The organism is Pseudomonas sp. B23(2017) (assembly GCF_002113725.1).
Lineage (GTDB): Bacteria > Pseudomonadota > Gammaproteobacteria > Pseudomonadales > Pseudomonadaceae > Aquipseudomonas > Aquipseudomonas putida_Z.
The window spans coordinates 78857-97773 of record NZ_NEJM01000018.1 but is presented as its reverse complement, the minus strand read 5'-3'; the positions used below and the strand labels follow the sequence as shown (position 1 = coordinate 97773).

The window sequence follows — 18917 nt, the reverse complement described above, 5'->3', positions numbered from 1 at the left end:
TCCCACAGGGACCGCGCCGAGCTCAAGTCCAGCACTCAACCTGTGGGAGCGGGTTCACCCGCGAAGAGGCCGGACCTGTCTATGCTGAACCCCAATCTATTCCCTGAACGGAGACCTATCCATGACTAGCAAGGCCATCTACGTAAAACCCGGCGGCGGCTACGACAAGGTCGAGGTCGGTACCAGCGAGGCTCTCGCACCCCAGGCCGGTGAAATCACCGTGCGCCTGCACGCCAGCTCTCTCAACTACCACGATTTCGCCGTTGTCAGTGGCATGTGGGGCCCGAGCGAGCGGCGCATCCCCATGGCCGATGGCGCTGGCGAAGTGGTCGCGGTGGGTAGCGGCGTTACCGAGTTCCAGGTCGGCGACAATGTGGTCAGTACCTTCTTCCCCGACTGGCTCGACGGCCAGGCCAATGTGGAAGGCTTCGCCAGGGTGCCCGGCGACGGTATCGATGGTTACGCCCGTGAACAGGTCACCGCTCGCGCCACCGCCTTCACCCTGGCGCCCAAGGGCTTCAGCCATGCTGAAGCTGCCACGCTGACCACGGCTGGTCTCACGGCCTGGCGTGCGTTGATGAACGACGACCACCTCAAGCCCGGCGATACGGTGCTGGTGCAGGGCACCGGCGGTGTGTCGATCTTCGCCCTGCAGTTTGCCAAGCTGGCCGGCGCGACGGTGATCGCCACCTCGTCCAGCGACGCCAAGCTGGAGCGCCTGAAAGCCCTGGGTGCCGACCACCTGATCAACTACAAGAGCACCCCGGCGTGGGGTGAGAAAGTGCGCGAGCTGACCGGCAACCGCGGAGTCGACCATGTGATCGAAGTGGGTGGCCCGGCGACGCTGGAGCAATCGATGATTGCCGCGCGCATTGGTGGGCATGTGTCGTTGATCGGCATCCTCACCGGCGTGGCCGGGCAATTGCCGCTGGTGCAGGCGCTGGTGCGGCAGATTCGCCTGCAAGGCGTGCTGGTGGGCAGCCGCGCCCAGCAGCAGGCGATGGTGCGGGCGATCGATGCCAACGGCCTGCGGCCGGTGGTGGACAAGCATTTCGAGCTGGAACAGATCGTCGAGGCGTTCCGTTATCAGGAGAGCAATCGGCATTTCGGCAAGATCTGCCTGACCTGGTAACAGGGCCTGATGCGGTTCTCTTTGTAGGAGCGGCCTTGTGTCGCGAAAGGGCCGCAAAGCGGCCCCCGGCCTGCAATTCTGTAGCTGAAATCGAGGGGCTGCTGTGCAGCCCTTCGCGACACAAGGCCGCTCCTACAGGGGATCGTGTCAGACCTGTTCGGGCAGTAGTCGGTCGCGGCTATTGGACAGGTGCAGGCACACCGCCGCCCGCGCCGCGTCCGGGTCCTGCCGTCGGATGGCATTGAGGATCGCCTCATGCTCGAGGTTGGCCAGGTACGCCTGCCGCGCCAGCTTCGCCCCGCTGCGTTCGGCCAGGGCCATGCGGTTGCGCGGGATCAGGCCGTTGCCCAGCTGCAACAGCATTTCAGTGAAGTACAGGTTGCCAGTGGCCTCGGCAATCAACAGATGAAAGCGCCGGTCGGCCTCGATGCAGCTGTCGCCGGCGGCGGCCAGGTCCTGGTAGTCATCCAGCGCCTGGCGCATGCGCCTCAGGTGCCCCTCGTCACGGCGTAGCGCGGCCAGGGCGGCGGCCTGGCCTTCCAGGCCGATGCGCAGCTCCAGCAGGTCGCGCACATTCGCCGCGCTTTCCGCAGCGATGCGCAGGCCGGCCTGGGCCTGGCGCTCCATCACGAACGTACCGATACCGTGGCGTGGCTCCACCAGCCCCGAGGCCTGCAATTTCGACAGGGCCTCGCGGACCACGGTGCGGCTGACCCCATGCTCGCGCACCAGGCTGTTTTCCGAGGGCAACTTGTCGCCTGGCTTGAAGGTACCCAGCAAGATCTGTTGGGTCAGGCTGGAGACCAGGTCATGGGCACGGCTGTGGCCGCGTTTGTGGGCTTGTTCGGTGGCCATGGTGTGATCCGATTGTTGTTGTGCTTGTACGACAAGTTAATCGATAAAAATATTTCTTGCCGATTTTTCCAGCGGTCAAGCCAGCGAGTAGTTTGTCTGTTTTTGCAAGATCGACGCATATTGGCTTTGCGGTAGCTTGTATTTTGTGATTTTGCCGATGTTGCTGATCTTGTCGTACAACTGCGCTGCGCATATGCTCCTCCCCGCTGCCATGTCAGACAACCTCGACCCGCACAAAAACAATTAGTGGGAGATCCGCAAGTGAACGATACCCTCGCTCCGTCTGCCCGGAATGAAGGCGACGCCCTGGCCAGCGCCGTGGCCAAGGTCAAGCGCCACGTCCTGCCGCTGTTCGTCATCATGTTCATCGTCAACTACCTGGACCGCGTCAACATCGGCTTCGTCCGCCCCCATCTGGAAAGCGATCTGGGCATCAGCGCCGCGGCCTATGGCTTTGGTGCCGGCCTGTTCTTCATCGGCTACGCGTTGTTCGAGGTGCCCTCGAACATGCTGCTGCAGAAGGTCGGCGCACGGCTGTGGCTGACCCGCATCATGTTCACCTGGGGGCTGGTGGCCACGGCCATGGCCTTCGTGCAGAACGAAACCCAGTTCTACGTGCTGCGCTTTCTGCTGGGCGTTGCCGAAGCGGGCTTCTTCCCCGGGGTGATCTACTACTTCACCCGCTGGTTGCCGGCCGCCGAGCGTGGCAAGGCGATTGCCATCTTCCTCAGCGGCTCGGCATTGGCGTCGCTGATTTCCGGGCCGCTGGCCGGCGCGCTGATGCAGATTCAGGGCCTGGGCATGCATGGCTGGCAGTGGATGCTGTTCATCGAAGGCATGGCCTCGGTGACGCTGTGCTTCTTCGTGTTCTTCTGGCTCGACTCCAGGCCGCAGGACGCCAAGTGGCTGAGCCAGGCCGAGCAGGAAGCACTGGTGGCCGCCATCGATCGCGAGCAGCTTGAGCGCGAAGCGGTCGGCGCGGTCAGGCCATCGGCCTGGAGCCTGCTCAAGGACCGCCAGATCCTGCTGTTCTGCCTGATCTACTTCTGCATCCAGCTGACCATCTACGCCGCCACCTTCTGGCTGCCGAGCATCATCAAGCGCATGGGTGACCTCAGCGACCTGCAGGTCGGCTTCTTCAACTCGATCCCGTGGCTGATCTCGATCCTGGCCATGTATGCCTTCGCCGCCGGCTCGGCGCGCTGGAAGTGCCAGCAGGCCTGGGTCGCAGGTGCGCTGGTGATCGCTGCCATCGGCATGTTCATGTCCACCACGGGTGGGCCGGTGTTCGCCTTTGTCGCGGTGTGCTTCGCGGCCATCGGTTTCAAGTCGGCGTCGTCACTGTTCTGGCCGATCCCGCAGGGCTACCTGGATGCCCGCATCGCCGCTGCGGTGATCGCCTTGATCAACTCGGTCGGCAACCTCGGCGGCTTCGTCGCTCCCACCACCTTCGGCCTGCTGGAGCAGCAGACCGGTTCGATCCAGGGCGGCCTGTACGGCCTGGCGGTGACCTCGGTGCTGGCGGCCATTGCCATCTTCTTCGTACGCACTCGCCCAAAGGGCGTCCCTTCCGATGACCTCAAGGCCCCTTCGGCCCTGGGTCAGAGCCATTGATGACTGCGAGACAACAACCATGAACATGCAGACCCTTCACACCAGCACCCCCGTGGTCACTGATCTGCGCGTGATCCCCGTCGCCGGGCACGACAGCATGCTGCTCAACCTCAGTGGTGCCCATGGCCCGTTCTTCACCCGCAACGTGGTGGTGCTGCGTGACAGCGCCGGCAATACCGGGTTGGGCGAGGTGCCGGGCGGCGAGAAGATCCGCCAGACACTGGAGGACGCCCGCAGCCTGGTGGTCGGCCAGCCGATCGGCCATTACCAGCGCGTGCTCAATGCCATGCGCCAGACCTTCGCCAACCGTGACTCGGCTGGTCGCGGCCTGCAGACCTTCGACCTGCGCATCACCGTGCATGCGGTGACGGCCATCGAGTCGGCGCTGCTCGACCTGCTCGGCCAGCACCTGAACGTGCCGATGGCGGCACTGCTGGGCGAGGGGCAGCAGCGCGAGGCGGTGAAGATGCTCGGTTACCTGTTCTACATCGGCGACCGCCAGCAAACCGACCTGGCCTACCGCAACGAAGCCGATGCCGAGGACGACTGGTTCCGCCTGCGCCACGAAAAGGCCCTGACCCCGGACGCGGTGGTGCGCCTGGCCGAGGCCGCCAAGGCGCGCTATGGCTTCAGCGACTTCAAGCTCAAGGGCGGGGTGTTGCGCGGCGAGGAGGAGATGGAAGCGGTAACGGCGCTGGCCGAGCGGTTCCCCGAAGCCCGCATCACCCTCGACCCGAATGGTGCCTGGTCATTGAAGGAGGCCATTGCCCTGTGCCGCGACAAGCACGATGTGCTGGCCTACGCCGAAGACCCGTGCGGTGCCGAGAACGGCTACTCGGGCCGTGAGGTGATGGCCGAGTTCCGCCGCGCTACCGGCCTGCCCACCGCCACCAACATGATCGCTACCGACTGGCGGCAGATGGGCCATGCGATCCAGTTGCAGTCGGTGGACATTCCGCTGGCCGACCCGCACTTCTGGACCTTGCAGGGTTCGGTACGGGTGGCGCAGATGTGCAACGACTGGGGGCTGACCTGGGGTTCGCATTCCAACAACCACTTCGATATCTCGCTGGCAATGTTCACCCAGGTGGCGGCAGCGGCGCCGGGTGAAATCACTGCGATCGACACCCACTGGATCTGGCAGGACGGCCAGCGCCTGACCCGCGAACCACTGCGCATCGTCGACGGGCATGTGCACGTGCCGGCGCGGCCGGGGCTTGGGGTGGAGCTGGATGAAGACCAGTTGGCCAAGGCGCATGAGTGCTACCGCAACATGGGGTTGGGCGCGCGGGATGACAGCGTGGCAATGCAGTTCCTGATTCCGGGGTGGAGCTTCGATAACAAGCGGCCTTGCCTGGTGCGTTGAGGCTGCTGGCCTCTTCGCGGGTGAACCCGCTCCCACAGGTACTGCATATCCCTCAAGGTTTATGCAAACCCAGTGGGAGCGGGTTTACCCGCGAAGAGGCCGGAACAGGTTAACCCTGCTCGAAGAAGGCCCGCGCCATCGCCACGAATGCCCCCAGCACCGGGTTGGGGTTATCCCGGCAGAACGCCAGGAAAATCTCCGCCTGCTGCTCCATCCCCACCAATGGCCTGAACACCACCTGCTCCAGGCGCAATGCCTGCGCCGAGGCCGGCACCACCGCGCAGCCCAGCCCCACATTGACCAGCCCCAGTATCGAGTGAGTCTGCCCCAGTTGGTGCAGGTACCGCGGCTGCACCTCATGCCGGGCAAACAGGTTGGCGATGCGGTCATGGAAGTAGCGCCCTTCGTTGGCGCTGTACATCACGAATGGTTGTTCATCGAAATCGCTCGGCCTGAGCCGCTCACGTGCCACCAGCGCATGCCCGGCGGGCAGGGCGGCGATGAAGGGTTCGCGGTGGATCGGCAGGTACTCCACTCGCGCGCTGGGCAATACCTGGCGCACCAGGCCAACATCGATCAGCCCTGCCTCCAGGTCATGCACCTGGGTGCTGGAGACGCGTTCGCTGAGCACCAGTTCGATGTCCGGCAGCGCCTGCCCGGCATGCACCAGCAAGCGCGGGATCATGCTGTAGGCACCCACTGCGGTGAAACCCAGGGTCAACCGGCCCGCTTCGCCATGAGCAATGCGCCGCGCCGACTGGCTGGCCGACTCGGCGATCTGCAGGATGCGACGGGCGTCTTCGAGAAAGCTCTGGCCCGCCAGGGTCAGCCGCGCCTGGCGGTTGTTACGCTCGAGCAGCAACACGCCGAGGGCATGTTCCAGCAACTGGATCTGCCGGCTCAAGGGCGGCTGGGTCATGTGCAGGCGGGTGGCGGCACGGCCGAAATGCAGCTCTTCGGCCACGGCCACGAAGCAGCGCAGCTGATGCAGCTCCATGATTCAATTCCTGAATTATTCGATCCAGCATCTATATTAGACCTGTATCAAATGCCGGCCTAGCATCGAGTCATGTCTTCGAACTGCCGGATGCCCACCATGAACGAAAACCCCATCGAAGTGCTGTTGACCCAGCCAGTACCAGAGGCCATCGATGCCCGGCTGGTCAGCGCCTATCGGGTACATCGCCTGTATCAGCATTCCAACCCGCAACAGTTGCTCGACGAAGCCGGCCCGCGCATTCGTGGTGTGGTTACAGGCGGTGCCAAGGGCCTGTCCAATGAGCTGATGGAGCAACTGCCCGCGCTGGAGATCATCGCCATCAGCGGTATCGGCACCGATGCTGTGAACCTGCGCCATGCGGCCAGCCGCGGCATCCATGTCACCACTACGCCGGGTGTGCTCACTGCAGATGTGGCCGACCTGGCCATGGGCTTGATCATTGGCACCTTGCGCCGCCTGGGCGAGGGTGAGCGGCTGGTGCGTGATGGCTTGTGGGGCAAGGTCGACCTGCCATTGGCGCGCAAGGTCAGCGGTATCGAACTGGGCATCGTCGGGCTTGGCGAGGTGGGCAAGGCTATCGCTCGGCGTGCCGCTGCATTCGACATGCGCATTGCCTACAACGGGCGGCGCGAGCAACCAGAAACCGGCTACCGCTATGAGGCCGACCTGGTCGAGCTGGCGCGCTCGGTGGATGTGCTGGTGGTTGCAGCTGCCGCCGATGGCGGGCAGGTGCTGGTGACGGCCGAGGTGCTCGATGCACTGGGGCCGGAGGGGTACCTGGTCAATGTGGCGCGTGGCAAGTTGGTCGATGAAGAGGCGCTGGTCGAGGCGTTGCGTGAGCAGCGCATTGCCGGGGCTGGGCTGGATGTGTTCGTCGACGAGCCGCATGTGCCGCCGGCCTTGCTTGACCTCGACCAGGTCAGTCTGCAACCGCACCGGGGTAGCGCCACGCTGCAAACCCGGCTGGAAATGGGGCAGATGGTTTTATCGAATCTCGCTGCTTGCTTCCGCGGCGAGGTTCCCCCGAATTGCGCGTAGGCCACATCGCCGGCAAGCCGGCTCCCACAGGGACAGCGCATGCCTTGAACACTGCACTGACCCTGTGGGAGCGGCTTTAGCCGCGAAGAGGCCGGCACAGGCAACACAAGGCCCCAAGGGCCACACCTTCTCCGCACAAGAACAATCGCTTCCACCGAGAAGCAAGAGGGTCCACATGAACAGCAAATCCGCCGTCGCCGCACCGCAGGCCGTGGCCGGGATCGGTCGCCATCGCTTCCTGGTCCTGGCACTGATCTTCGTCATCACCGTCATCAACTACGCCGACCGCGCCACCCTGTCGATTACCGGCACCGAGGTGCTCAAGGACCTCGGCCTGGACCCGGTCATGCTGGGCATGATCTTCTCTGCTTTCGCCTGGGCCTACGCCCTGGGCCAGGTACCTGGCGGCTGGTTGCTCGACCGCTTCGGCGCCCGCCGGGTCTACGGCATCAGCCTGATCCTCTGGTCGCTGTTCACCCTGCTGCAAGGGACCGTGGGCTGGATGGGCCTGGCTGGTGTGTCCGCCGCTGTAGCGTTGTTCTCCATGCGGTTCATGCTGGGCCTGGTGGAGTCGCCGGCCTTCCCGGCCAACTCGCGCATCGTCAGTTGCTGGTTCCCCACCCGCGAGCGCGGCACCGCCTCGGCACTGTTCAACTCGGCGCAGTACATGGCCGTGGTGGTGTTCGCACCGTTGATGGCGTGGATGACCCATGCGCTGAGCTGGGAGCAGGTGTTCATCTGGATGGGCGTGCTGGGGCTGGCGCTTAGCGTGGTGTGGTTCCGCTTGTACCACGAGCCGCACAGTGCGCCAGGGCTGAGCCCCGAAGAGCTGGACTACATGCGTGAAGGCGGCGCCCTGGTCGACCTGGAAAAGGAACGCAAGACCGCCAAGAGCAAACCGACCCGGGCCGAGCTTGCGCAACTGTTCACCAGCCGTAACCTGTGGGCGGTGTACCTGGGCCAGTACTGCATCACCGCGCTCACCTACTTCTTCATCACCTGGTTCCCGATCTACCTGATCAAGGGCCGTGGCATGACCATCATGGAGGCCGGCTGGGTGGCCGCGTTGCCGGCAATCTGCGGTTTTACCGGTGGCATTCTCGGTGGCTTCGTGTCCGACTGGCTGATCCGTCGTGGCGTGCACCCGTCCAAGGCGCGCAAGACCCCGTTCATCATCGGCATGGGGCTGTCCACCAGCCTGGTGCTGGCCAACTATGTGGACGGCAATGCCGCGGTGATCGCCCTGATGACCCTGGCCTTCTTCGGCAAGGGCCTGGCGGCGGTGGGCTGGGCGGTGTTGTCGGATGTGGCGCCGAAGAAGATGGTTGGCCTGTGCGGTGGCGTGTTCAACGGCATCGGCAACATTGCCGGTATCGTCACCCCGTTGGTGATCGGTTATGTGGTGGCCAGCACCGGCTCGTTCCACAACGCACTCTGGTTCGTGGCCGCCCATGGCGTGCTGGGGATCCTCGCTTACCTGTTGCTGGCCCGACGCTTCGAGCGTACCGGGCAGGCGTAGGCAGACGCCTGGCAACAGAGGCCCCGGGAGACCGGGGCTTTTTTGTGGCTGGCAGAAAGTGGTGATGCCGGCACCGGCCCTTTCGCGGGCTTGCCCGCTCCCACAGGTACACCACAGGTTTGAGGGGCGTGGAGTACTTGTGGGAGCGGGCGAGCCCGCGAAAGGGCCAGTACAGCCACAAACACACCCAAATGAAAAACAAAAGCTTCAGACGGCCTGGTGACGCGATCGGGCATGCCATTCGCGACATCTGGCGTTCATGGAAATGCCCTGTCGTGATCGAACAGTTCCGGGGCGTTCTCGTGTAATTTCCCACAGCCCTGCGGGGCTTAAATGAAGCCCGACCTGCACTGACACGTTGCTCTGTGACGCGTGCCAAATATCAACAACAGAGCGCGAGTAACGTGTCGACTTATTGATTTCAAAGGAGATATTTTCGCCTACACCTGCCCGTCCATCCTTGTGTCAGCAAAAAGAGAACAACATCAATGAACACCGTGGGATCTGATGGCAACCTTGCACAAGGTTTCAAGCCACGTCATGTAACGATGCTGTCCATCGCCGGCATCATCGGCGCCGGACTTTTCGTCGGCTCTGGCCACGCCATCGCGGCAGCCGGGCCAGCTACCATAATTTCCTATTTCGTGGCCGGGACCCTGGTGGTACTGGTCATGCGCATGCTCGGCGAAATGGCCGTGGCACACCCGGACACCGGATCGTTTTCCACCTACGCCGAGCAGGCCATCGGCCGCTGGGCCGGCTACACCATCGGCTGGCTGTACTGGTGGTTCTGGGTACTGGTAATCCCGATCGAAGCACTGGCCGCCGGGCATGTGCTGAACGCCTGGTTCCCGCAGGTGGACAGCTGGATATTCGCCCTGGCTTCGGTGCTGCTGCTGGCCGGTACCAACCTGTTCAGCGTGGCCAAGTACGGTGAGTTCGAGTTCTGGTTCGCCATCCTCAAGGTCACGGCCATTCTCGGTTTCATCGGCCTGGGTTTCGCCGCACTGATGGGCTGGCTGCCCAACCGCGAGGTCAGCGGCCTGAGCGGCTTGATGGCCGAGCACGGCGGCTTCGCGCCGAAGGGCTGGTCGGCCGTGGTGGGTGCGTTCATCACCGTGATGTTCAGCTTCATCGGCACCGAAGCGGTGACCATCGCCGCGTCCGAATCCAGCGACCCGTCGCGCAACATCGCCAAGGCCACTCGCTCGGTGATCTGGCGCATCAGCACCTTCTACATCCTGTCGATCTTCGTGATCATTTCGGTGGTGCCTTGGAACGACCCGCAGCTGGCGGTGGTGGGTTCCTACCAGCGTGCGCTGGAGATCATGAACATCCCCAACGCGGCCTTCATGGTCGACCTGGTGGTGCTGGTGGCAGTGACCAGCTGCATGAACTCTTCGATCTACATTGCCTCGCGGATGATGTACTCGCTGGCCAAGCGCGGTGACGCACCGGCCATGCTCAACAAGACCTCCAAGGTCGGTGTGCCACGCGCTGCGGTATTCGGCAGCACGCTGATCGGCGCGGCCATTGCCATCCTCAACTACTTCGCGCCGAAGGGCGTGTTCGAGTTCCTGCTGGCCAGCTCCGGCGCCATTGCCTTGCTGGTGTACATGGTCATCGCCATTTCGCAGCTGCGCATGCGCCGCCGCCTGGAGCGGGAAAACACCGAGCTGAAGTTCCGCATGTGGCTGTTCCCGTACCTGACCTGGGCGGTGATCCTGTTCATTGGCGGAGCACTGGCGGTCATGATGTTCACGCCTGAACACCGGGCAGAAGTGAGCTCGACATTGGGCCTGGCGATCGTGATTTCCTTCCTGGGGATCGTGACCACGCGGGGCAATGCGCAACCTGTGGGGGTGCGTTCGATGGGGTGATTGAGTTCACCTGGCGGTAGGGCAAAGGGCACCAGTGGATGGGTGCCCTTTGTTTTTTTGAAACACTTGTTCGGTGTCGTTGACGGTCGAACGGCGACTCCCCGGGCGTAGACTCCCTTTCGAATTCATAAAGGGAGTCGATGCATGAGCGCAGAACAACAAGACCTACAAGCGCCGCCGGCCCTTCCTTTGGTAAAGGATGACCGTTTTGAGGAAGTGCTGGCGTTGATTCAAGGCGCCAGGCAGCGGGTGGCGCAGGCGGTCAATACTCAACTGATCGAGTTGTACTGGCAGGTTGGTGCCTATATCAGTCGCAAACTGGAGCAGGCGGAGTGGGGTGATTCGGTGGTCAGTCAGCTGGCTGTGCATCTTGCTCGAACGCAGCCTGGATTGCGCGGGTTCACTCGCGCGAATTTGTTCCGGATGCGTCAGTTCTACGATTCATACCGAGGTGATAAGAAAGTCGCACCACTGGTGCGACAATTGTCTTGGAGCCACAACCTCATCATTCTGGGACAGTGCAAGCAGCGCGATGAGCGCGAGTTTTATGTGCGCATGGCTGTTCAGGAGCGTTGGTCAAGGCGTGAGCTCGAGCGTCAACTGAAAGCCGCTTTGTATGAACGCAGCATCGCTAGCCCGGCAAAAGTTTCAGCGGCGCTGAGGCAGAATTATCCGGCGGCCATGGATGTTTTCCGAGATGCCTACATGGTCGAGTTCCTTGGCCTGCCTGGGGACCATGCTGAGGCTGACTTGCATTGCGCACTGATGGAGCGGCTCAAACAGTTCCTGAGCGAATTGGGCCGGGATTTCTGTTTCGTCGGCTCTCAATATCCGCTTCAGGTTGGCGGCCGGGATTTCGCACTGGACTTGCTGTTCTTCCACCGTGGCCTCAACTGCCTGGTAGCGATCGAACTGAAGGTTGGTCGCTTCGAGCCCGAGTATCTGGGCAAGCTCGATTTTTATCTTGAGGCACTGGATCGCAATGAGCGTAAGCCTCATGAAAACCCTGCCATCGGCGTGTTGCTGTGTGCCAGCAAGGACGACGAGGTGGTCGAGTACGCACTTAATCGCAGTTTGTCTCCAGCGCTGATTGCGGAGTATCAAACGCGCTTGCCGGACAAGGCACTGCTGCAAGCCAAGCTGCATGAGTTCTATGCCTTGGGCGCTTCTGAGGAACAGGACGCTTGAGCACCCATCAAATGTCGCACTTCACGCTTTCCACATAACGCATCACTGCCGGCGCTTTCTCGAAGCGCCGGTGGATCAGGCTAAGCCACGAGCTGGCTTGGCAGTCGACAATACGCCGGTAGTTCACCTGCGGCAGGCTGACGCGCTGGACCACCGACTCCGGCACCACTGCGATGCCTTGGCCGAGTGACACCAGGGTGATCACCGCCACCAGGCTGCCTGGCTGGGAACCGAGCCTCGGGACGAAACCACCTTGTGCGGCCACCTCCAGCGTGCCGGAGATCTGTTCGGGCAGGATGAAGGTTTCATTGGCCAGGCGCGAGGCCGGGATCTGCGGCACTTCATTTATCCGCGAGCTGGCGGGCAGGGCGAGCACGAAACCTTCCTGGTGCAAGGCGATGGCTTCGAGTTCCTCGGGCAGCTCCATCGGTGAGCGCACATAGGCAAGGTCGAGCAGGCCGTCGCGGACCATACCGGGCAGTTCGGCCATGGGCAGTTCGCGAATGTTCAGGCGCACGCCGGGGCAGGTTTCGCTGTAGCGGCTGACTTGCTGCTGGAGCATGCCCGAGTACGCGGCCGAGGCCACATAGCCCAGTTCTATGCGCCCGCTTTCGCCTCGGGCGGCCCGTTGCGCGCCCAGTTGTGCAGCATCGAACTGGCGCACGGCATGTTCGGCCTCGACCAACAGGGCCTGGCCCGCTGCGGTGAGGTTGACCTCGCGCTGGTTACGCTCGAACAGGCGCACGCCCAGCTCGCGCTCCATGTCCTGGATCTGCCGGCTGAGGGTGGGCGGGGCGATCCCCAGCTGTTCGGCGGCACGGGTGAAATGACCGTGGCGGGCGACGCAGAGGAAGTAGCGGAAATGGCGGATTTCCATGGGTGTTACCTGCAGGGTAATGACGCGGGCCGCCGGGGCTAACAAGCCTGGGGGCTGGCGGCGTTATGGTGAGGCCAACACTACAAGGCTGATGGCTTGGCGGCAAAGGCTGCCTGGGAATTGCAGGGGACCGCTTTGCGATCCGTCGCAGGCAAGCCAGCTCCTACAGGTATTGCGCAATCCTTGAAGGCGGTGCGGTCCCTGTAGGAGCTGGCTTGCCTGCGATGGGCTGCAAGGCAGCCCCGGCGATTTGACCAACCAGCCCTGCATCCGGAGCCTCACCATGCCCTCTGCGCGTTTCACCCTGCTCACCGCCTCCCTGGTCTGCGCCCTGATCATCCTCGACACCAACATCGTCGCGGTCAGCCTGCCCAGCATCGCCCGCGACCTGTCCGGCTCGTTCGCCGATATCGAATGGGTGGTCAGCGCCTACCTGCTGGCCTTTGCCGCTTGCCTGCTGCCCGCTGGCAGCCTGGCCGACCGCTTTGGCCGCCGCCGCATGCTGCTGCTCGGCCTGGCCCTGTTCGGCATCGCCTCGCTGGCCTGTGGCGCGGCGCCCAACCTGCTGTTCCTCGACCTGGCCAGGGCAGCCAAGGGCGTTGGCGCGGCGCTGCTGCTGACCTCGGCACTGGCCGCGATCGGCAACCGCTTCCACCAACCCCAGGAACGCATGCGCGCCTGGGCCTTCTGGGGCGCCTGCATGGGCGCCACCATCACCTTTGCGCCGCTGCTGGGCGGGTTGATCGCCAGCACCCTTGGCTGGCGCTGGATCTTCTACATCAACCTGCCGTTGGTGGCAGTGCTCGCAGTGATGGTGCTGCGCAGTGTCGAAGAGTCCCGTGACAGCACTGCGGCCCGGCTCGACCCATGGGGCAGCCTGACTTTCGCCGGCAGCCTGGGTTACCTGATCTGGGCAATGATCGATGCCAACCAGGTGGGCTGGGGCAGTGCGCAAACCCTGGGACGGCTGGTGATCAGCGCCTTCCTGTTCGGCCTGTTCGTCATGGTCGAACGCAGCCAGGATCGGCCGATGATCGACCTGCGGCTGATGCGTAGCGGGCGTTTCGTTGGTGCCTTGCTGGGCATGTTCGCCTACGCTGCCTGCGCCCAGGTGATGATGACCCTGCTGCCGCTGTACTTGCAGAATGGCTTGCAGCTGTCGGCCCTGGCCGCAGGGGCGGGCATGTTGCCGTTTGCCGTGGCCATGCTGCTGACGCCACGCCTGGGCATGCGCCTGGCTGCACACTTGAGCCCGGCGCAGGTGTTCGCACTCGGCCTGGTATTGGTCGGGGCGGGTAACCTGCTGTGTGCCTGGGCCACGCAGCAGGGCGGTTACGGTGCATTCGCCCTCGCCAGCCTGGTGCTGGGTGCTGGCGCCGGGCTGCTGAATGGCGATACGCAGAAGAACATCATGGCTTGCGTGCCGCGTGAGCGCACCGGCATGGCTTCGGGGTTGAGCACAACCACGCGGTTCGGGGCGATCGTGCTGGCCATCGGTGGGTTGGGTGGTGTGCTGGCTGCACGTAGTGGGCAGTTGCTGTATGAGGCCATGGCTGCCGTGGCGCCTGGGCAATCGGGCCAGGTTGCCGCAATGGCTACGCGGGTTGCCGCGGGTGATTTGCAGGCGGCATTGGCATTGCTTGAGCCCGGGTTACGGAAAACGGTGGCACCCTTGGCCCGCCAGGCGTTCATCGGGGGCTTCGAAGCCGTGTTGCAGGTCGTCGGTGTGGCGGCGCTGCTGTTCGCGATGCTGGTCGGCGTGTTGTTGAGCCGGCCGCTGCCGGCCATGCCGGAGGTATTGCTGGCCGAGGGGCAATCATGAAGCGTGCGGCGGGGCACCACGACACAGCGACTGGGGGCATCGAGCCCCTCGTCGCGGCATTCGACAATCAGTCATTCAACAGCCATGGCTTCAATTCCTTGAGGTTGCTCACCACCAATTGCTGCGCCTCGGGAAGTACTGCCAGGTTGCGGTGGTCGATCTGGTAACGCTGCAACACGTACTTAACCAGCGCCCTGCGGCTGGGCACCACCAGTTGCCCCTGCGTCATGCCGAAGTCGGTTTCGATGATTGCCTTCTGCGCCGCGTTCAATCGCCCGTCAGGTTCGAAGATGACCGGCACCTCGACATTCCAGTCTTCATCCTGCTCGCGGGTGTTCGGCGATTGGTCGAGCAAGTCTGGCTGCCCACGCAGGCGGCTGAGGACGAAGTCGCGATACTGGCCGTTCTTTTCGCAGTAAGCCCTCACGTGCCAGCGCATGCCGGTGTAGACCAGCGTGTGCGGGGCGATGAGGCGCACTTCCACGTTGGGGGTGTTGAAGGACACGTATTCGGTTTCCAGGCGCAAACCTTCACGGCAGGCCTTGAGCAAGGGGCGCAGCACTTCCGGGCGAATAGGCCGGTCCGGCACTTCCAGCACCCGGGTATGCGCATAGGCCAGTGCCAACCCGTCGATGTGCGGGGCCCGCTCATTGTTCTGATAAAGCAGGTGCAGGTAGGCGCTGGCGCTGTCGTCGATGAACAGCGGCTTGAACTGCTTGCTTGGTACATAGCCCTTGAGCTGCTTGTCATATGTCAAGTTTTTGGGCGCATGTTCGGTGATGTAGGTATTGATGTCCTTCGACGCCTGCTGGCGGCTGATGCCAAAGCTCTGCATCAGGTGGCCCGTGGTCAGCCGGCCTTCCCACCAGGCAACGGTCTCGATCAAGCGATAGCGAAGTGCCAGGTCCCAGCGTACCTGCTCGATGGATTGCTTGCGTTTCATACCCTCTCCATGTGCGCGATAACTTTACCTGTATAAGTCTACATTCTAGACCTGTCACTAAACACTACATATCGTGTTCCTGTCTTCGAAATAAATTGAAGTCACGAAAGGAAGTGGACATGACCATGTCTGAAGCGGTTTCAACAGGAGCGTTGGTGTTGATCGGGGTGATCCTGGTGGTGCTCCTGATGCAGTACTTGCGGTTGCGAGAAATCTGGCACCTGGTTTTCGCCTGTCGCCAGGACGCGCGTTGGGCGCGGATATGGGAGATGGAAAACCGGGAGCTACGTGCGGCACAGCGTGCCGACAAAGCGCACATCGCGCAGCTGCAAAGCAAGCTGGTGCTTTTGCAGAACCTGGTCTCTGCAGAAGAGTGACAAGGGAAGACATGAACAGGCTTGAACGGATCAAAGGCTGCCTGCTGGGTGGCGCAGTGGGAGACGCGCTTGGCGCCCCCGTGGAGTTTCTCGAGTGGCCTGTGATCAAGGCCAGATTCGGCGCGCAGGGCATCATTGATCTTGCACCGGCCTACGGCATCACCGGTGCGATCAGCGACGATACGCAGATGATGCTGTTCACCGCAGAAGGCTTGCTGCGGGCTTATGTGCTTGGGAGCTCACGGCAGCCCCGCCATGTCCCCAGCATTATTCATCACGCGTTGCTGCGCTGGCTGATGACACAGGATTACCCCTCGACGATACCGGTGACCACGGATGGCTGGCTGATCAAGCACGTGGAGCTCTGGTCGCGCCGCGCCCCCGATGCAACTTGCCTGAATGCGCTCAAGAGCAGCGGGCGGCTGGGTGCGGTTGCCGAAAACAACAGCAAGGGCTGCGGTGCCCTGGTACGGGTTGCACCCTGTGCATTCTTTGCCCATGCATTTGACTACGCAGCGCAGTCCGGGCGACTGACGCACGGGCATCCGACCGGTTACCTGGCGGCAGGTCTGTTCGCCGACATTCTCCAGCGCATTGTCGATCGACAAGATAGCGTGGAGCACGCTGTGACTCAGAGCCTGGCCAGGTACGGGCAGGTGCCTGGCATGGAGGAAACGCGCAGCCTGATCGAGCGCGTGCTGTTCTTCTATTACGAGGGCTATGCACCCACCCCGCAACGCATTGACGATTTTGGCGCTGCTTGGGTCGCTGACCAGGTGCTGGCGGTTGGGTTGTGGTGTGCGCTGACAGCTCGGTCACTCGAAGAAGGGGTAGCCATGGCGGTGAATCACAGCGGCGACAGCAGCAGTACGGGGCTGGTCGTCGGGCACTTGCTGGGTGCGCAACATGGTGCTGCCGCTATTCCTGGCCGCTGGCTCGAGCACCTGGAACTGCACCAGGTGATTGCGCAGGTAGCCGAAGATATCGAGCGCATTCCGCGGGAGTATTGTGGGGTTGGCGGGGAGTTCGATCAGCAGATCGAACTGGCTTATCCGGGTAGTTGAACGCAGTGAAGGCCATGAGTTTGCACGGGGGCCGAGGAGCCGGGACGTTTCGTTTTACAGCCCGCCCCCGGTTCTCGAGTCGAGTGGATGATATTGATATCCACTCGAAATTCGTCGATGAGCCTGTTGATCGCTTGATCGCCACTGAACTGGGCAGCCGAGATCTCTATAAAAAGTAGACCAATCCGTCAAGATGCTGGCCCGGTGGTTTTGAAACTTTATGTTGCAGCTGTTAATCGGTATCATTAAGATTAAATTTCAGGACGCAAGGAGAGCATTGTCCATATAAAAAGAAGGTCATAAAAATAATGCTGAAAATGCTCCTCGTGTATGTTCATCTACTCGCCACCTGTATTGCCCTCGGTAGGGTCTTGCTTGCCGATCACAAGCTTTGGAGTTGGCGCAAGGAAGCGCTGGATCAGGCAAAACATGAGTACCTGGAAGAAACCAGGAAAATTGCCACCCTCGCGTTACTGGCTCTTTGGGGCAGTGGTCTGCTGTTGATACTTCAGGGATATCTTCTCGAGGGCGCAGCGTATTTGCTCAACCAGAAGCTCTGGGCCAAGGTTGCGGTTGTCGCGTTGCTGACATTGAACGGCGGTCTGTTGCATCGCATCGGCTTCCCGTTGTTGCAAAAAGCCCCTTTCGTCTTGTTGCCGGGTTCCGACCGCGGTCGCCTTGCACTCTTGGGGGCGTTCTCCATGAGTGGTTGGCTGTTCGCCGCTTTTCTGGGGGTAGCCCGAGCCTGGAACCATGTCATGCCATGCATGCATGTGATGGCGGTGTTCACGGCATTCGCTTTGCTGGCTTGTATCGTGGCGCTTGTGGTCGCCAGTACGGCAGGCACCATGGAAACTACGGCTTCATAGTGGCTGTGACACGCCATAACGTCACGCATCCTTTCAGCAGCGTGGCGGTCGAGCGCACGTATGACGAATGGCAGGAGAGCGCGTACAGCCTCAACGGTGTCACCTGCCGCTATACCGGTCAGCCCTTGGCGTCATTGGCTGGCTTGGCTTTGCTTTCAGCTACAGCGGCTTCTGCTTTCTGTTTCTCTGCGAGCTGGAAGGCCTGCATCGAGGCTTTGCGGGCTGACTCCATGCGTGCGAAGGTCCGATCACCACCGCCGGAGGCCATCGCCAGAGTAGAAGCGGTCAGGGCGGCGGCAACGAAGAGAACTTTCATGGTTTTCATCTGGATATCCTCAAGTAAAACTTTGTGAACTGCTCAGCATGACCCAGCACTGTTTGGCTGGAGTGTGCTGTTGTTGGCTGAAATTGAATTTCAGCTATTCTGGTAATTAACTTGCAGAATTAGGCTGTCAAGATAATAGTGTTTTTCGCGAATAAACTTTTAATCATTCGCTCATGTCCGTTTTCAGGTGATGGAAACATCATTCGCACTGAAAGCGTACGAGGTTTGACTTCCGTTTCTGGGGGCTTTAACGTTGGGCGGATCAGGCCACGCCAGTAGGGGCTGCGGGGCTTCCACCCCATTCGAGGAAGCGGATCTTGTGAATCTCGCCCTTGCTGTCTTCATAAACTACGGTTACCGGTACCACACCGGTCTTGTCGGATGTATCGGTGCGTTGCAATACGCGTTTCACATCTATGTTCATCCCGTAGTGGTATTCGACGGCAGAGATATGCGCGCCGGGTTCTTGCAGGCTGTTATGGTCAAAGACACTTGGTGCGAGACTGGAAATCACGGCACTTACAATTGTGGCCATGCTCATAAGGCTGTACCTCTACTGAAGTTCGCTTGACAAGGACCTAATCTGACACGCCGAGAAAGTGAAGTTCATTTCACCACGACGAACGCGCTTGGCTGAAACGCCAGTAGTGGCAAAAAACTCCCAGCAATTCCCCGTGCCTGACACATTTCGACCATTCGTCCTTTGACCCCCGTATCTGTTGGGCGAAGTCCGTTTTTGAGGCTGGCCGAGCACGGGGAAGGGCAGTGTGGTGTTCAGCGCATCATGCCGAGTTCGGCATCATCCAGCAGTGCTTTGCTGGCCATTAATCGATCTTACTCGTTGCAGGTGCTTGTGCTGCTCCTATCTCCGGCAAGCTGGGCTTTCAGGGAACTGCACATGACTTGTTGATTTGGCAGGGTCCCTGTGGGAGCGGGTTTACCCGCGAACACCGGCATAGCCGGTGCCATGCACCGCGTTGGATTCTTCGCGGGTAAACCCGCCCCCACAAGTACAGCATCGGCCTGAGGAAACGGCCTACACGGAAGG

At 61.8% G+C, this 18917-nt stretch carries 17 protein-coding genes; 11 read left to right on the top strand and 6 right to left on the bottom strand.

The features are described 5' to 3' along the window. The first annotated feature begins 121 nt into the window (after positions 1-121). The gene (locus tag CAG46_RS24215) at positions 122-1132 is read left to right on the top strand and encodes an NAD(P)-dependent alcohol dehydrogenase (RefSeq protein WP_085617947.1); all 1011 of its coding nucleotides are present in this window, start codon (positions 122-124) and stop codon (positions 1130-1132) included. A gap of 147 nt (positions 1133-1279) precedes the next feature. Here the strand turns inward: CAG46_RS24215 and CAG46_RS24210 are convergent, their stop codons facing one another. After that, a complete protein-coding gene (locus CAG46_RS24210) occupies positions 1280-1987 on the bottom strand; it encodes a FadR/GntR family transcriptional regulator (RefSeq protein WP_025340730.1) in 708 nt (235 codons plus the stop codon). Between the two features lie 261 nt (positions 1988-2248). On the opposite strand from CAG46_RS24210, the gene CAG46_RS24205 reads away from it, so the two are divergent. Together CAG46_RS24205 and gudD are read left to right on the top strand one after the other, a co-directional pair. Continuing rightward, complete coding sequence (locus CAG46_RS24205; RefSeq protein ID WP_085617945.1) at positions 2249-3601, top strand: MFS transporter; 1353 nt, start codon at positions 2249-2251, stop codon at positions 3599-3601. A gap of 19 nt (positions 3602-3620) precedes the next feature. Next, positions 3621-4967, top strand: coding sequence for a glucarate dehydratase (gene gudD, locus CAG46_RS24200; RefSeq protein ID WP_015271908.1), 1347 nt, complete (start codon positions 3621-3623; stop codon positions 4965-4967). Positions 4968-5076: 109 nt separating this feature from the next. Here the strand turns inward: gudD and CAG46_RS24195 are convergent, their stop codons facing one another. Continuing rightward, complete coding sequence (locus CAG46_RS24195) at positions 5077-5964, bottom strand: LysR substrate-binding domain-containing protein (RefSeq protein ID WP_085617943.1); 888 nt, start codon at positions 5962-5964, stop codon at positions 5077-5079. A gap of 99 nt (positions 5965-6063) precedes the next feature. Here CAG46_RS24195 and CAG46_RS24190 point away from each other — a divergent pair, with 99 nt between their 5' ends. The 4 genes from CAG46_RS24190 (at position 6064) to CAG46_RS24175 (ending at position 11592) form a co-directional block, all read left to right on the top strand. Further along, complete coding sequence (locus tag CAG46_RS24190; RefSeq protein ID WP_085617940.1) at positions 6064-7005, top strand: 2-hydroxyacid dehydrogenase; 942 nt, start codon at positions 6064-6066, stop codon at positions 7003-7005. A 175-nt stretch (positions 7006-7180) separates the two neighbouring features. After that, the gene (locus tag CAG46_RS24185) at positions 7181-8524 is read left to right on the top strand and encodes an MFS transporter (protein ID WP_085599595.1); all 1344 of its coding nucleotides are present in this window, start codon (positions 7181-7183) and stop codon (positions 8522-8524) included. A gap of 488 nt (positions 8525-9012) precedes the next feature. Continuing rightward, positions 9013-10404 carry a GABA permease gene (gene gabP / locus CAG46_RS24180; protein WP_075046444.1) on the top strand — a complete coding sequence of 464 codons (1392 nt, stop codon included), beginning with the start codon at positions 9013-9015 and terminating at the stop codon, positions 10402-10404. A gap of 144 nt (positions 10405-10548) precedes the next feature. Beyond that, positions 10549-11592, top strand: a complete 1044-nt coding sequence (locus tag CAG46_RS24175) for a YhcG family protein (RefSeq protein WP_085617938.1) — start codon at positions 10549-10551, stop codon at positions 11590-11592. A gap of 7 nt (positions 11593-11599) precedes the next feature. Here the strand turns inward: CAG46_RS24175 and CAG46_RS24170 are convergent, their stop codons facing one another. Further along, positions 11600-12469, bottom strand: a complete 870-nt coding sequence (locus CAG46_RS24170) for a LysR family transcriptional regulator (protein WP_085617936.1) — start codon at positions 12467-12469, stop codon at positions 11600-11602. 283 nt (positions 12470-12752) lie between these two features. Between CAG46_RS24170 and CAG46_RS24165 the strand changes: the two genes are divergently transcribed. Next, positions 12753-14291: an MFS transporter gene (locus CAG46_RS24165; RefSeq protein WP_085617934.1), complete on the top strand. Its 1539-nt coding sequence runs from the start codon at positions 12753-12755 to the stop codon at positions 14289-14291. Between the two features lie 67 nt (positions 14292-14358). Here the strand turns inward: CAG46_RS24165 and CAG46_RS24160 are convergent, their stop codons facing one another. Next, positions 14359-15234: a WYL domain-containing protein gene (locus CAG46_RS24160; RefSeq protein ID WP_025340723.1), complete on the bottom strand. Its 876-nt coding sequence runs from the start codon at positions 15232-15234 to the stop codon at positions 14359-14361. A gap of 119 nt (positions 15235-15353) precedes the next feature. On the opposite strand from CAG46_RS24160, the gene CAG46_RS24155 reads away from it, so the two are divergent. The 3 genes from CAG46_RS24155 (at position 15354) to CAG46_RS24145 (ending at position 17544) form a co-directional block, all read left to right on the top strand. Continuing rightward, positions 15354-15611: a hypothetical protein gene (locus tag CAG46_RS24155; protein ID WP_025340722.1), complete on the top strand. Its 258-nt coding sequence runs from the start codon at positions 15354-15356 to the stop codon at positions 15609-15611. Positions 15612-15622: 11 nt separating this feature from the next. Next, positions 15623-16675, top strand: a complete 1053-nt coding sequence (locus tag CAG46_RS24150) for an ADP-ribosylglycohydrolase family protein (RefSeq protein WP_085617932.1) — start codon at positions 15623-15625, stop codon at positions 16673-16675. A 308-nt stretch (positions 16676-16983) separates the two neighbouring features. Beyond that, complete coding sequence (locus CAG46_RS24145) at positions 16984-17544, top strand: hypothetical protein (protein WP_025340720.1); 561 nt, start codon at positions 16984-16986, stop codon at positions 17542-17544. Between the two features lie 118 nt (positions 17545-17662). Here CAG46_RS24145 and CAG46_RS24140 read toward each other — a convergent pair whose 3' ends face one another. Then, positions 17663-17869 (bottom strand): co-regulatory protein PtrA N-terminal domain-containing protein, encoded by a 207-nt coding sequence (locus CAG46_RS24140; RefSeq protein ID WP_061303556.1) that lies wholly within the window; start codon positions 17867-17869, stop codon positions 17663-17665. 262 nt (positions 17870-18131) lie between these two features. Then, on the bottom strand, positions 18132-18410 hold the full coding sequence (locus tag CAG46_RS24135) for a DUF2790 domain-containing protein (protein ID WP_061303559.1): 279 nt from the start codon (positions 18408-18410) through the stop codon (positions 18132-18134). Positions 18411-18917 lie beyond the last annotated feature (507 nt).

What these genes read in the sequence shown, in the direction of transcription:
- CAG46_RS24215 (WP_085617947.1), top strand. Translation starts at nt 122, where the DNA reads ATGACTAGCAAGGCCATCTACGTAAAACCCGGCGGCGGCTACGACAAG.
- CAG46_RS24210 (WP_025340730.1), bottom strand. Translation starts at nt 1,987, where the DNA reads ATGGCCACCGAACAAGCCCACAAACGCGGCCACAGCCGTGCCCATGAC.
- gudD (WP_015271908.1), top strand. Translation starts at nt 3,621, where the DNA reads ATGAACATGCAGACCCTTCACACCAGCACCCCCGTGGTCACTGATCTG.
- CAG46_RS24195 (WP_085617943.1), bottom strand. Translation starts at nt 5,964, where the DNA reads ATGGAGCTGCATCAGCTGCGCTGCTTCGTGGCCGTGGCCGAAGAGCTG.
- CAG46_RS24190 (WP_085617940.1), top strand. Translation starts at nt 6,064, where the DNA reads ATGAACGAAAACCCCATCGAAGTGCTGTTGACCCAGCCAGTACCAGAG.
- CAG46_RS24185 (WP_085599595.1), top strand. Translation starts at nt 7,181, where the DNA reads ATGAACAGCAAATCCGCCGTCGCCGCACCGCAGGCCGTGGCCGGGATC.
- gabP (WP_075046444.1), top strand. Translation starts at nt 9,013, where the DNA reads ATGAACACCGTGGGATCTGATGGCAACCTTGCACAAGGTTTCAAGCCA.
- CAG46_RS24175 (WP_085617938.1), top strand. Translation starts at nt 10,549, where the DNA reads ATGAGCGCAGAACAACAAGACCTACAAGCGCCGCCGGCCCTTCCTTTG.
- CAG46_RS24170 (WP_085617936.1), bottom strand. Translation starts at nt 12,469, where the DNA reads ATGGAAATCCGCCATTTCCGCTACTTCCTCTGCGTCGCCCGCCACGGT.
- CAG46_RS24165 (WP_085617934.1), top strand. Translation starts at nt 12,753, where the DNA reads ATGCCCTCTGCGCGTTTCACCCTGCTCACCGCCTCCCTGGTCTGCGCC.
- CAG46_RS24160 (WP_025340723.1), bottom strand. Translation starts at nt 15,234, where the DNA reads ATGAAACGCAAGCAATCCATCGAGCAGGTACGCTGGGACCTGGCACTT.
- CAG46_RS24155 (WP_025340722.1), top strand. Translation starts at nt 15,354, where the DNA reads ATGACCATGTCTGAAGCGGTTTCAACAGGAGCGTTGGTGTTGATCGGG.
- CAG46_RS24150 (WP_085617932.1), top strand. Translation starts at nt 15,623, where the DNA reads ATGAACAGGCTTGAACGGATCAAAGGCTGCCTGCTGGGTGGCGCAGTG.
- CAG46_RS24145 (WP_025340720.1), top strand. Translation starts at nt 16,984, where the DNA reads ATGCTGAAAATGCTCCTCGTGTATGTTCATCTACTCGCCACCTGTATT.
- CAG46_RS24140 (WP_061303556.1), bottom strand. Translation starts at nt 17,869, where the DNA reads ATGAAAACCATGAAAGTTCTCTTCGTTGCCGCCGCCCTGACCGCTTCT.
- CAG46_RS24135 (WP_061303559.1), bottom strand. Translation starts at nt 18,410, where the DNA reads ATGAGCATGGCCACAATTGTAAGTGCCGTGATTTCCAGTCTCGCACCA.